The sequence below is a fragment of the Pseudoalteromonas sp. PAST1 genome, from assembly GCF_021532515.1.
Classification (GTDB): Bacteria; Pseudomonadota; Gammaproteobacteria; order Enterobacterales; family Alteromonadaceae; genus Pseudoalteromonas; species Pseudoalteromonas simplex.
Genome location: NZ_JAKGBH010000078.1, coordinates 1 through 12,716, shown reverse-complemented (window position 1 = coordinate 12,716; position 12,716 = coordinate 1). Strand labels below are relative to the sequence as shown.

Genomic DNA, 12,716 nt, shown 5'->3' with positions numbered 1-12,716 from the left:
TACATTGTCAGAGCCGCTACTTTATTCAGGCTCCTAGGATCATCTGGTGATACAGATGGTTCACTCATTAAGCGGTGAACAGCGCTTCATACGACTTCACGTCGCACGCCCCAAAACGAGTTAACGTGAATGCTCTGATGGTGGCTTTGGGCGAAGTACGGACACTCACTCCCTAGCTAATCTAGGGAGGGCTTTTCTAATTCTTGCCAAGATGTTGCTCCAACCAATACGCTTTTCCCAAAGCTTCCCGTCGACTAAAACTTTATAACAATCGATCCGATCAGTTTTATACTGTTCAAGTTTATGAGTAATGGGTTCACCACTATCGTTATCGGTGATTTCGATTATTCTTCTTAGTTCAGGAATGTTTTGTGGCTCTACAAAGCTTTCTTGTTCTATATCAAGTTTTCGATTAGTGTATGATTTAAAATAATTTTTTGAAGCTTTATTAGTTTGTCTATACATAGGTAATCTCCTACCTTACAAGGTAGCATACCTTGCAAGGTCTCACTAATAAGCTGTTGAACTAAGCCGCTACGCGGAGATCCTATTCTTATCATTTGAGCCACACTTACCTTGGGGTTATCCCATAACTTGGAGGTAAGTCATGAATACACTCATTGAACAAGTCAAAACTGAAATAGCCTATCGAGGTTATTCGCAAAGTACATGTAAAAGCTACAGTGAACATTTACTAAAACTCAGTCATTACTTTAATAAACCGCTCGACTTAGTCACAGATGATGAGTTGAATATCTTTTTTAACGATCCTGCCATTCGCAAACTTTCTAGATCAAGCCAAAAAGTACAGATAAACAGCATTTGGTTCTTGTTTAAACATATTTTACACCGGCCATTGAATTTAGATATTGCACTGCCAAAAGCAAAGTCGCACGCACCCACCTATTTGTCGCGTGATGATATGCGAAGACTGATAGAAAGCTGTACGGATATGCGATTAAAAACGTTAATAGTAGTTTGCTATGGCTGTGGCTTACGCATTGGTGAGCTGCTACATATTAAAGTGCAAAACATTGATGGACAGCGAAAAACCATATTGATTGAACAAGGTAAAGGGGATAAATCACGTTATGTTGTAGTTTCAGATAGCGTACTAAATCAATTACGTTGTTACTGGAAAATGTATCACCCAACGGGTTGGATGTTTTACTCGCGATTGTTAATGGATAAACCGATGTCAGCATCGACCTTTAGGAAGCCATTGAGAAAACACGCACAAGCGTTGTGGTTTAAAACACTGTAATCCACATGCACTACGCCATGCTTATGCAACACACCAACTTGAATCAGGTATGCCACTTCATCAACTGCAACATCAGCTTGGGCATAGTGATATTAAAACCACACAAAGTTATTTACATTGGTTACCAGAGTTAGGTCATGGCGGCATTGATCTGCTTGCAGGTTGGGCTAAACAATGAGCGCTTTGCATTTCGCTGATATTTTAAATTCAAATCTTGAGCATTATCGGCAGCATCATACGATGAGCTATCAACAACTGCGAGTCTGTCAGCACCTGCAATCATGTAGAACAGGTCAGCTCGGTTATCAAGCATGGCAATGTGATAACTGTGGGGAGTCGCAAAAAATTGGGTGTAGTTGTCAAGACCGTCATTGCCCGCGTTGCCAAGGCATGGCCACGGCTAAATGGGTGCAAAAACAGCAGGAAGATTTATTACCGTGTCGGTATTTTCATCTTGTTTTTACGCTCCCTCATGAGTTGAATATCATTGCTCACTATAACCCAAATGCGTTATATCAGTGTTTATTTAAAGCGACATGGCAAACGCTAAGTAAATTTGCGAAACGGAAAAAGCATGGTCAGTTAGGCATGACAAGCGTACTGCATACGTGGGGGCATAACTTAAGTCAGCATATCCACTTGCATTGTTTGATACCCGCAGGGGCGCTAAATAAAGCGCACTGGCATGAAATAGAAAAAGGCTATTTATACCCCGTAAAAGCGTTATCAACAGTCTTTAGGGGTAAAATGCTAGCGGAACTCAATGAATGCGATAGTTCATTCGCGAAGATATACACCCCAACAAAGTGGTGTGTGTATAGCAAAGCCTGTTTAACGTACAGTGAAAAGCTCGTGAGCTACCTTGCGCGTTACACCCGAAAAGGCGTGATGTCAGAATCGCGGTTCGTGTCAGCGAATGAGCAGTCAGTGAGCTTTAAATATCGCGACTATGCAGATAACAACCGCGATAAAGTCATGACACTGAGTTGTGATGATTTTTTACGGCGCTACTTACAACATGTATTGCCGAAAGGGTTTATGCGTATTCGCCACTATGGCTTTTTAGCTAATGCGTGCCGTAAGCGAAAGTTAGGGTTAATAAAGGCTCAAGCATCAGCAACCCCATTCAAAGCGGTGAAGCCGAAGGTGAGCAAGAACGACTAATAACGTATTGGCCTTGCCAGTCATGTAAAGTGGGTATCTTACGATTTATTGGCGTGATGAATTCAGACATGGCGACAAATAAAATAGCGCGAACGAGTTAGTAGCCTTGCTTGCTGCATCAAATCAATGAGTTAACCTGCTTAACTGTTCAGGCTAGTCGCGGCTGCGCGTAAGAAAAACATCCTTGCTTAACGGTTAAACATTCGGTTTAATAAATAGATAATAAACGCTGAGCAATGCAGGGAAAGCTTAAATTATAATAGGTAAGCTTATTAAACTAGCTGATTTAGCTAGAGCCTCTAAAAAGCAAATTCCCATAGCATAAATAGCACCAACTCTGACATACCGAGCAGATAGCGCCTCAGTCCAACAAGCGATTATGCAACACAAACTGCGTGTCGCATAAATACTAAAATGTTAGAAGACTAGCGGTGATTTATGAGCCTAAGGTTGTAAAAGTAGAGACTGATTTCGAATCAGACTCTACAGTAGACATTCACAGAATTACATTCGACATAGAATGCTTAAACATTGCTGTTAAATCGAAGAGTTGGAGTATAAAAGTTCATTTCGATGCTATTTATGGTTTTAGAGTGCTTGATGAAGGTGATTTAGGCGAGTTTTGGAGTGAATGTAACTTAAAAACTGGTTGGTGTTTTGAAGTAATCGACGGTGGCTGGAATGCACTGGAAAACACTAGAGAACACTTCATTACGGGTAAGCTATATCATCCGAGGGAATACCTAATTATTGGTTTAAACGAGTGTGTTTCGGTTTTAGCTTTTGAGCAACCAAAGGTAGTAGAAACATCGTCTTCTAACAAACCACTGTAGTCACTCGCTGGCGCTCGTTGGGACACAAATACGCAGGCTCCCTTCGCTTCGCTACGTATTATAGCCTGCGTATTTGTGCCCATAAGTGGGGCGTTAGCTGCTTTGAAGTCAATAATTAGTAAGGTGTAGTAAATGAGAATATTGGTAACAGGCTCAGCGGGTAGAGTGGGGCGTGCAATCTATATCAAGTTAATGCGAACACATGACGTAGTTGGCTTTGATAAAACACCTTGTTCAACGGCTGATTACATTTGTGATATTCGTGATAGTGCGCTGCTCAATGAAGCTCTTGAAAATATCGACGTAATTATTCATACAGCAGCCCTTCATGCTCCTCATGTTGGCTTATTGCCTGATTCAGAGTTTCAATCTATCAACGTAGACGCAACCGAGAAACTGGCTTTGGCCGGTATAAAAGCAGGCGTCAAGCATTTCATTTTTACCAGTACAACAGCGTTGTACGGTTATGCTTCAACACCTAAAGGTGTTACTGGCTGGGTGAACGAGCAAACTATTCCTCAACCGAAATCGATTTATCACAAAAGCAAAATTGCAGCTGAAATCAAACTTAAAGAAATTTCAAATCTGTTCAATCTTCCGGTGACAGTGTTACAAATGTCTAGGTGTTTTCCAGAGCCCGCGGACTTAATGGCTGTGTTTCGCTTAACTCGTGGTATCGATGCTCGTGATGTAGCAAATGCTCATTTATGTGCAGTAGAAAAACGTTTAAGTGGTTTTAATCGGTTTATCATCTCGGGTGCAACACCTTTTAACCCTTTGGATTGCGAAGCTTTGTATAACGATGCAAGCTCAGTTCTCGCACAAAGGTGTCCGGAGATAGCTTCTGCCTTTAGACAAAGAGGGTGGCAATTACCCGAAACTTTGGATCGTGTATATGACTCATCGTTAGCGCAGAACAAGTTAGGCTGGTTGCCAAAACATGGCTTTGAGAGTGTTTTAGAAATGCTCGATACAGAAACGGCAGAAGTTTTGCCAGTTTCAAAACGCAGCTAACAAAGCATTTAAGAGTGATTCGCAACGCTTGGCGTTTTCGCTTCGCTCGAGTATAGCCAAGCGTCGCTCACACCTTAATGCGGCGTTACCGAATAAATACTCTAACGTGTTTCTGTCCAGAAACTTTTTAGTACCACGGTCAGCAATTAGTGCACAATTGACTGTCAGATTTAATTAAGTTCTATTAGTCCAACCAGTGTATTAGTCCAACCAGTGTTAGTCCAACCAGAAAGAGCAAGCTAAGACTATTTCAATATACGTGTATGTAGAAAGGTAACTACCCCCTACCCTTCTCTTTATTTGCAAGCTCTAGAGCTTCTTTAATTGAATAACCTTGAGACTTAAACTTATCTACTAACTCCCTGTCATCTGGATCTGTTGAGTAAACTAGTTGAGTTTCTTTATCTACAAAAAGCTTAACTATTTCCCTCGATTGCCCGTATCTCACTAAGATTTCTGAGTAATGGCCCTTATCAGTATGAACGCTTTTCATTAAATCATAGTCTTGATCTGTACCATCATACGCTTTTAACTCTTTGAGTTTATCAACGGCTTCCGGTTCCTGGGCCAACATAAACTTCCATGGACTATTGTTAACAATGGCCATCCCTGCTTGGCTTTGGTAAGCATCAAGTAAGCTCTGTGTGATACAAATGCCAGCTGCACGTGTTTTCCTGAATCGACGCCAACCAGTTTCAAGGAACTCGGCTAGATAATTGATTTTACCCGGCTTGTCTTTAAGGTATTCCCAAGCTTCATCGAGAATGAAAAGTTTTCTTTGTTTGTTGCCTGATAAAAACATTGCATGTTGAGCTGCGTTGATAAGGCTCATCAGAACACATTGTGATAAGTGAGGTTGCGAGGATAGTTCATCCATCTCACAAACGATTAATCGTGATTTGAAGTTTATTGGTGGGTATTTCTTACCAAAAAAGTCTCCAAAAATTCCGCCTTCACACCATGGTTTTAGTTGGCGCCCTATCCTCTTTATTTCAACATCTTGGTGCTTTTCACACAGCTCAGAAAAGTCTGTGATTGATGAACTTTTCCCTTTAAGGTTCCAAAGCTCAGTGAGTACTGTAAGCATTTCTGTAGATTGATAATCACTTAAATCACCTGATTCTGATGCCATTGCTTTCAGCAAGGAATGAACCATTGCTGCTTGACCTTCTTTGCCATAAAAGTCGTCAATATTTGCAAATGGATCAAGTGAAAACTTCATGTTCTCATTGAAGTCAATGAATTGAGCATTCTTATACTGGCTTGCTAAGTTTTCATATGAGCGGCCTTTGTCAATAACAAACACTTGAGCGCCGTCAGTATCGCTGCCCACATCAAGCCGGCTTTTAACACCAGAGCCTAGATATGAAGTGATTAGCTTATTATTGAAAAATGACTTACCAGCTCCAGAGCGAGCGCAAATAAGTGCATTAAAGGAACCATCTGTTTCAAATATGTCTAAACCGAATATTTGCCCAAAGCGCGTGACAAACTCTAGAATTGGCCGTGAAGTGTTTCCTTTCCAACTCGCGCTATGTGGTAATAAAAATACAGCCCCTTTTGCCGTCCATTCATCAAACCGGTCTGATAATTTTATATATTCATCATCAAGTCCAAGAGGTAAAGCGTTTAAGAAAGTGCTAGGCGCCAAAATTGTTTCTATGTTGAACTTATACTCTTTACGTTTGAAGAATGCCTGCAGCTTCCTAGTCGCAGTGAATGTTTCTTTCTTACTTTCACCAAGGATTATTAAATCAAGGCTAATTTTACATAATCTTGAGTTTTTCAGTTCATCTTCGATTGCAAAATAATCTTGTGCCTGGTCTTTTAAGGTTGAAACCCACTCCAGCATTTTTCCTTTTGCTTGTTTTTTTAGCCATTTGTTACGGCGCTCAAATTCTTCATTTGCCGAATGAATACTTGGTAACTGTACGTTAAGCGTCATTAAATATGGGTTCCAAGCAACCGTTCGCTTGCCAAAACGCCAATCACCTAGCAGGTTTATAATATCACCGTAGTTCAAGTAATCGGGTGTTTGCTTGAGGGTCATGACTGAAGCAAATCCATTTGACTTCTCATCTAAAGATGAAAATTCTAGACCATATTCATCACGGTTAATTATTCCGCCCTGCTCTAATATTTGCGCACCAAGTGGGACAAGCTTGTTGATTTTTACTTTATCTCGCCAAAGCGCATTAGGTGAGTGATTGAAGAAAGTCTGCATTCTTGAAAGCCATTCTTCATCATTTAAAATCAATGGGGCTAAGCCTAACCCTTCGAATATTGAATATGTTCTATCTTTTATCTCTAGGAACTCTTTGAGCTCTTTATCGGAAGGGATAAAGTTTTTAACTGGGATTTTTACTGTGATCCAATGTTCAAAATCTCTTGGCCGGATACCTGATTTTTTATCAAGAGACTCTTTTCTTGCTTTAGAGTAATAATTAATTACTGATTCGCTCATTGCATCAGCAAGCTCACCGTCTTCACCACCAATCCGCTTCCCTCGTAGTTGCCTGTAACCATTTAGAAAGCCATCTATTCGTGGTAAAGCAGCTAGGCTTAGTTGAATTAATGTGTTGTGAGGAAACTCATCAGATAGAAAGCCTTCGTAGGCTGTTCTTATTTCGTTGTTTACCCCGTTAGTTGGTTGGCAGGCGATAACAAATCCAATGTATCCCCCTTCCATTAAGAACATTTGATATTCTTTAATATATTCCATTACACAGTTTAATTCTGCGGCTTTATTACCTCCGAGAAGCTTTTGCTGATCTTCAATGGTGCTTCGCCAAAGGGGGCCAGCAAAATTCTGCTGGGTTTCTTCGATATCTGGATTCAATATCTTTTCGATAGCTTCTTGGATTTTATTCAGCATGCTATACACCTATTTTACTTATTAGCCTCAGGCTGAGGTCTAGAAATGCTCAACGGATCGATACCTTTGGCCATAGTTTCTTTTCTTTGGCTTGTTACTTTGCTTTTCTTTATTGTTTGAAATGGTAATACTCGACTTGGGCGCATTTGAGCTTGATGGCCTGTTACCCAGCGTCTTGGTTGTAATTCAACATAAACGAAGCCTGGAATATTCAAATCTCCAGACTTATCTTCCCAAGCAGCAACATAAATACGCATTGCTTTAGCTTCTTCTAGAACAGCGAGAGGCTCTGGCGCGATATCATTTGGAACGTAATTGAAAGTTCTTAAGTCATCTAACTCATCGTGTGATTGTTTCGAATATGACATTGTGTCATTGCTAGCGATACCAACAATGTTGGCTTTGTCATAATCCTGTGCGTTTTGTCTTCGCAAACTTCTTGGTTCATATACGTATGTGATGTCTTCCCCTTCACTATTAACGTAAATGATTTTTTGGTTTCCTTCTGAATTTGACTTTTTTTCACCTTCGTTTTTTGCATATTCTGCAGTCATCATGTGCTCAAGGTGGTCTTGATTGTTGGTTAACTCATAAACCTCCATCGGCCCTTTACAGAGACCAAGTTCTGGTTTACCTGCACATGAAAATTCCTCTTCACCAATCGTAAATGCTGAACACCCAGAAAATAATGAGGCTATGGCTAGAATTGAGCTGATTTTAAAGATTTGTTTCATTGCTAGTTACTCCATCTCAAGCCATGCATCAAAATCGCTTGGTAGCCCATTAAAGGTTAAACCATCTTCACGAACTAGGAATGGGGTCCCTCTAGCCTCAAGCAATCCCATAACGATAGGTGCTTTTTGAACAGCCTTGGCATCGCAGTCTTCTCTCATTTCTGTTGCTAGTTTTGTCTTGTTCATAAGGTCGATGACAGCTTTAGATTTATCAACAGCGCAATTTAGGCGTTTAGACTCAAGTAAAGATTGGCTGCCCAGCATCGCTGTTAGTACAAAGTCGACATTGTACTTTTCTGGAGATTGCTGAATTTTATTGAACAGGGCGTGGCAGTATCCGCAATTAGGGTCAACGAATATTGTTGCTTGCTTGGGTATGTCTTGGTTGCCAAATGATAGTGTTGCAAGCTCATCTAGTTTTACGCCCATTTTTTCAAGAGGGACACGGTGAGCATTTCTTGCTTCGCTCAATTCATCAATAGTTCGTCTAAACCATGTATCAATTAACTGCCCTTGAAATACAAAGCGGCCATTCTTAGATACAAAATATGTTTGTCCTGATTTAGTCTTAACCAGCATTAAGTTTTCAACAGGGAGTTCTTGAATACCTTCGATATCACCTTTTTGAGAAAGAGTTTGTTTTAATTCTTTCGGATTAATTGATTTCGCCATTGAAGATACGCTTAAAAGACTTACAGTTGCTAATAGACCAATAGCCGTAATTGTTTTCTTTAGTGACATTGTGACTTACTCTTTAAATTGACATACATGTCATTGTAATCTTGGCTATAGAGTGAAAAGGGGGGATTAATTACTGATTTTTACTTTTTTTCATGGATTTGGACAAAACAGAATTTTACTAACTCGATGGTTGATATGCTTGTTTAATCAACAAATTAAGGTGAATTTAGGATACTCAAAGCTCTAAATACTTAGTTTTAGGCATGATAAAGCCTTAGGTTGGTAAAATACTGATCTAGGGTTAAGGTTGATATATACCAACCTTAACGAATAAAGTTTATCGAAAATTCACCGAGAAAACCCCGTGATCAGAGCGAAGTGATGTCGCGGGGATGAATCGGTGTCACCCCTTCTCTTGAATATATTTTCGTATTATCTCTGCACTAGCATTTCCTACAGAACACACAAAGTATCCATCAGACCAAAATGTTTTCTCTTTCCAAAATTGGTTTTTCAGATAAGGAAATGATTTCCAGATTTTAGCGGTTGTGGCTTGCTTAATCCTCCTTGCGTGCTGGCTTACTGAATATCGAGTGCCGATTGTAATCAGCATATGAATGTGATCTTTGTCTATCTCAACCTTCGATCCTAAAGTCAGAAGATAGAGAAACATCGAAAACCGTTTTCTTAACAAACTCACCCAGATTTCCGTTTAGTAAAGGTTTTCTGTACTTAACTACCAGAATTAAATGAAGTGCAATTATATATTTGCAGTGAGATTTAGTTTCATATTCCAACTTGACAACTCGACCTTATACAGTAGTCTATACAGTATATGAAAAAGACGCTCAGATACAACTACAGGCTAAATCCTACGCCAGAGCAAGAAGCTAAGCTTATTGAGTTTGGTGCGACAGCGCGTGGCATTTGGAATCTGTTGTTGTCTGAAAATATGCGTCGATATGAGTACGATAAGACGTTCTTGTTTTACAAAGAAATGGCCTCGCTTCTTAAGGAATTAAAGCCTTTCGAAGAGTTTGCGTGGATTAAATCTTTTGATTCAGCAGCGGCTCAGCAGGTTGCTCGCGATTTAGAAACTGCTGTTAAGAATGCTTTTTCAAAGGTTCGTTTGCAGCGCTTTCCAAAGCATAAAGTCTCATACAAAAAGAAAAAACTTCACAACGACTCGTTTCGAGCCGTCAATAATTCCAATTGCATTCGAATCGAAAATGGCGCTATCAGTATTCCGAAGGTCGGCAAAGTGCCAATCGTTCTGCATCGTGAGCTAGTGAGCAAAATTAAGACCGTCACTGTTCAATATCGTCACGGAAAATGGGAATGCAGTATCACTCAGGAAGTGGAATGCAAAACGGCTAAACAAGTTTTGGAAACTATCACTGGCTTTGACATCAACTCAAAGCAAACGGTGGTTGGTTCGAACGGTTTCGTGGCCGACAACCCGAAGTTTTTAAAGCAAGCAATAGAGAAGTTAAATCAATTGTAACGCCAGCTTGCACGTCGAACCAAAGGTTCAAATCGCTGGCAAAAAACAAAACAACGCATCAATAAATTACACGGTAAAATCTCAAGGCAAAGGCTGGACTTTGCGCACAAAACTTCACGACAGATAACCAATGAAAATGATATTTTAGTGTTCGAAGATTTAAACGTAAAAGCGATGCAAAAGTTCAATGGTAGTATGGTTGCAGATAACGTGATGGGTTTGATCACTCAGCTTTCAAAGTACAAAGCTGAGCTAGAAGGCAAGCTCTATCATGAAATAGGTCGTTTTGAAAAATCCACTGGAATTTGTTCGGAGTGCGGGCAACGCCATGTTTTAACATTGAATGATAGGCGTTTTACTTGTGCGGCTTGCGGAGCGTATCAAAGCCGCGATCTAGCTGCAGCTAAAAGCATAGCTAGTACAGGTGAATTAGATATAATTGCGGCTGGAATCGTCGCAAGGGTAACACCCGCATCTCAGCAGAAACAATCTGTTAAAACGAAAGTCTTTGAATTATCGAAGTTGGATTTTGGATCTGAGAAAAAAGAAGCTGCCTAGCTGTTAAGCTAGACTGTAGAAGCCCTGTGATCAGAGTGAATCGATGTCGCTGGGTAGTTCACGTTTCGATTAAGACCATAGTAAGTCCGATTCCATAACGCGCACTTTTGAAATAATTAACCTCGAATAAGTGGCGAATTCACCCTGAATAATTTGAGTTAGCATTATGTAACTATTTGATAGTATGGTTTTTTTTGTTTTTTTGTGGCTGGCGAATATTTAAGGTTTTTTATAATTGATTGAGGTTGGCTTTATGATTTTTCGAGTTTATATTTTGGCGAATTCACCTTGAATAATTAAGTGTAAATATATTTTAGTTATTGTTCTGTATGACTTTTTTTTAAAAATAATCGTGGAGAATATTTAGTTATCATTTCAATCAAAGCACGTTCTATATCCTATGTGACCATAGTTACAAAATTTAAGTTGGAGTGTGAAGTGAGTGTTTTCAAAGTTAATCCAATAGACATCATTGATAGCGTTGTTGTTGGAACAGTTAACCAAGTAAGTAGAGAGAAATTAGTTGCTCAAGCCTTTTCTTCATCTGTAGCTGATATAAGAGCTCTAATTGAAAATGAGCGAGCAATAATTACTTCTTTATGTTCGTTTGGGAAAGACTCGACAGTTACACTGCTAATTGTGATGGAGGCTTAACGTCAAGCTATTGCAGCAAAAACCATTGAACCAGAACGCCCATTGATCGTATCGACAGTTAATACAAAAGCAGAAGCGATACCTATGCAAATGTTTGTTAACTATGCCAGTAAGAGAATGCTTGAATATGCTAAGTCTGTAGGTATCAATATTCAGTTTAAATTAGTCCAACCTTCATTGAACAATGAATTCTTCATTAGGTACGTTGGTGGCCAGAAAATTCCAGCAACACCAACTCGCTCCGGTGATTGCTCAGTAATTTTAAAGGTTAACCCAAACGAACACTTTGTTAACTCTCTTGTAGAGTCTATTAGGCACTCAAAGAAGTATGGCTATTATGCCAGTTCACCAATTATTTCTTGCTTAGGTTCTAGGGAAAAAGAGTCTTCGCGTAGGTCAAAGAATATGGAGCGACACAATCTAAAAGGTAAGTCTGCAGAAGATTTAATGAACTCAATGACATCACAGTCTATTGGAAACTCAAAAGTCTACAATTATGCTCCAATTCGTGACTGGGAGACTGATGATGTATTTCTTTTGCTCAGCTTGGCTGGTTCAAAACCACTACAAAGATCTTGCTATGACATACCAGGTTTCTTATCAAACTTTGGTCTTTTAATCGAGATATACGGTAATGGTACAAGTGAGACTTGCGAAATTGCTACAGGTCAAAGTGGTGGGGCAGGTTACAATGGCAAAGCACGCTACGGGTGTTCTATTTGTACTATCGTTTCAAAGCAAGATAAAACAGCTACTAACCTTGCAAAGTTGAAACGTTGGGAAGTGCTTGGTGTAGAAAATACATTAAGGCTAAGAGATTGGCTATTTAGAATTAGCTCTAACATGAGCGAGCGCTCCACGCTCGGGCGTTTGATACTGTAGGGTACAATCGTGTTGCTTTGCAACCGAATACTTTAAAGCCTAAGCATTTAGATAAAATTGTAAGGTACGCCTGCCAGCTAACACAAGAAAGCATTTCTCATTCAGAGCGTTTCAAATCTTTAGTAGAGCAGGGTAGAGAAGCTGAGCATGAAGGTGTTCAGTGTATTCAAAACGATGTAACTCTACCCCCTAAAATAAAGAAAGCTTTTTTTAGAAATGTATACAGAAGCCTTACTAAACCCTCAGAACCTTAATTACTACTTTAGTGAAGTACATGCCGTGCTTTTATCTTTTCGGTGGTCTTTGGATGGTATCGGAGCAGCACCATTTAGGCCTTTAGCTATTTGGAAACAGATTGAGCAAGGAAAAGGGTGGATACCATACCCAAAATTGAACATTAGGCTTGCGCAATCTCACCCTTTCAAAGGCGAGTCAAGCAAGAGGTAACTAGTCTTTTTTCTGACTTAAAGCGCGTGAAGTTTTTACGGCTCTTTCACTTGGCGGTGTGTTTTGATTTTCAATGTACTGCTTAATTACATCCAAACTCGCGCCG

General features: G+C 39.8%; 10 protein-coding genes and 3 pseudogenes. 8 read left to right on the top strand and 5 right to left on the bottom strand.

What is annotated here, in order from left to right; translation table 11 throughout:
• Positions 1 to 165: 165 nt before the first annotated feature.
• Positions 166 to 465: a hypothetical protein gene (locus tag L1272_RS21720; protein WP_075594540.1), complete on the bottom strand. Its 300-nt coding sequence runs from the start codon at positions 463 to 465 to the stop codon at positions 166 to 168.
• Between the two features lie 142 nt (positions 466 to 607).
• Between L1272_RS21720 and L1272_RS21715 the strand changes: the two genes are divergently transcribed.
• The 5 genes and pseudogenes from L1272_RS21715 to L1272_RS21695 all read left to right on the top strand — a co-directional run bounded on the left by L1272_RS21715 (position 608) and on the right by L1272_RS21695 (position 4,275).
• On the top strand, positions 608 to 1,264 hold the full coding sequence (locus L1272_RS21715; RefSeq protein WP_235374265.1) for a tyrosine-type recombinase/integrase: 657 nt from the start codon (positions 608 to 610) through the stop codon (positions 1,262 to 1,264).
• Positions 1,265 to 1,298: 34 nt separating this feature from the next.
• Positions 1,299 to 1,442: pseudogene (locus tag L1272_RS21710) on the top strand (tyrosine-type recombinase/integrase); the annotation flags it as partial.
• Positions 1,439 to 2,529: pseudogene (locus L1272_RS21705) on the top strand (IS91 family transposase). The pseudogenes L1272_RS21710 and L1272_RS21705, both read left to right, overlap by 4 nt.
• Positions 2,530 to 2,859: 330 nt before the next feature.
• On the top strand, positions 2,860 to 3,261 hold the full coding sequence (locus L1272_RS21700) for a hypothetical protein (RefSeq protein WP_235374263.1): 402 nt from the start codon (positions 2,860 to 2,862) through the stop codon (positions 3,259 to 3,261).
• Positions 3,262 to 3,393: 132 nt separating this feature from the next.
• Entirely contained in the window at positions 3,394 to 4,275 is an 882-nt protein-coding gene (locus L1272_RS21695; protein ID WP_235374262.1) for an NAD-dependent epimerase/dehydratase family protein, read from the top strand.
• Between the two features lie 277 nt (positions 4,276 to 4,552).
• Here the strand turns inward: L1272_RS21695 and L1272_RS21690 are convergent, their stop codons facing one another.
• From L1272_RS21690 to tnpA, 4 genes are all read right to left on the bottom strand, one after another.
• The gene (locus L1272_RS21690; RefSeq protein WP_235374261.1) at positions 4,553 to 7,150 is read right to left on the bottom strand and encodes a TraC family protein; all 2,598 of its coding nucleotides are present in this window, start codon (positions 7,148 to 7,150) and stop codon (positions 4,553 to 4,555) included.
• Between the two features lie 14 nt (positions 7,151 to 7,164).
• The gene (locus tag L1272_RS21685) at positions 7,165 to 7,884 is read right to left on the bottom strand and encodes a TraV family lipoprotein (RefSeq protein ID WP_051501974.1); all 720 of its coding nucleotides are present in this window, start codon (positions 7,882 to 7,884) and stop codon (positions 7,165 to 7,167) included.
• A gap of 6 nt (positions 7,885 to 7,890) precedes the next feature.
• Complete coding sequence (locus L1272_RS21680; RefSeq protein ID WP_036973974.1) at positions 7,891 to 8,625, bottom strand: DsbC family protein; 735 nt, start codon at positions 8,623 to 8,625, stop codon at positions 7,891 to 7,893.
• 343 nt (positions 8,626 to 8,968) lie between these two features.
• Positions 8,969 to 9,178, bottom strand: a complete 210-nt coding sequence (gene tnpA, locus L1272_RS23325; protein ID WP_442961851.1) for an IS200/IS605 family transposase — start codon at positions 9,176 to 9,178, stop codon at positions 8,969 to 8,971.
• 222 nt (positions 9,179 to 9,400) lie between these two features.
• Between tnpA and L1272_RS21675 the strand changes: the two are divergent.
• From L1272_RS21675 to L1272_RS21665, 3 genes and pseudogenes are all read left to right on the top strand, one after another.
• Positions 9,401 to 10,627 (top strand): annotated as a pseudogene (locus L1272_RS21675) (RNA-guided endonuclease InsQ/TnpB family protein).
• A 438-nt stretch (positions 10,628 to 11,065) separates the two neighbouring features.
• The gene (locus L1272_RS21670; protein ID WP_036973973.1) at positions 11,066 to 11,281 is read left to right on the top strand and encodes a hypothetical protein; all 216 of its coding nucleotides are present in this window, start codon (positions 11,066 to 11,068) and stop codon (positions 11,279 to 11,281) included.
• A gap of 84 nt (positions 11,282 to 11,365) precedes the next feature.
• A complete protein-coding gene (locus L1272_RS21665) occupies positions 11,366 to 12,163 on the top strand; it encodes a hypothetical protein (RefSeq protein WP_235374260.1) in 798 nt (265 codons plus the stop codon).
• Positions 12,164 to 12,716 lie beyond the last annotated feature (553 nt).

Coding starts and splice junctions, on each gene's coding strand:
- L1272_RS21720 (WP_075594540.1), bottom strand. CDS start 465: ATGTATAGACAAACTAATAAAGCTTCAAAAAATTATTTTAAATCATAC.
- L1272_RS21715 (WP_235374265.1), top strand. CDS start 608: ATGAATACACTCATTGAACAAGTCAAAACTGAAATAGCCTATCGAGGT.
- L1272_RS21695 (WP_235374262.1), top strand. CDS start 3,394: ATGAGAATATTGGTAACAGGCTCAGCGGGTAGAGTGGGGCGTGCAATC.
- L1272_RS21690 (WP_235374261.1), bottom strand. CDS start 7,150: ATGCTGAATAAAATCCAAGAAGCTATCGAAAAGATATTGAATCCAGAT.
- L1272_RS21685 (WP_051501974.1), bottom strand. CDS start 7,884: ATGAAACAAATCTTTAAAATCAGCTCAATTCTAGCCATAGCCTCATTA.
- L1272_RS21680 (WP_036973974.1), bottom strand. CDS start 8,625: ATGTCACTAAAGAAAACAATTACGGCTATTGGTCTATTAGCAACTGTA.
- tnpA (WP_442961851.1), bottom strand. CDS start 9,178: ATGCTGATTACAATCGGCACTCGATATTCAGTAAGCCAGCACGCAAGG.
- L1272_RS21665 (WP_235374260.1), top strand. CDS start 11,366: ATGCAAATGTTTGTTAACTATGCCAGTAAGAGAATGCTTGAATATGCT.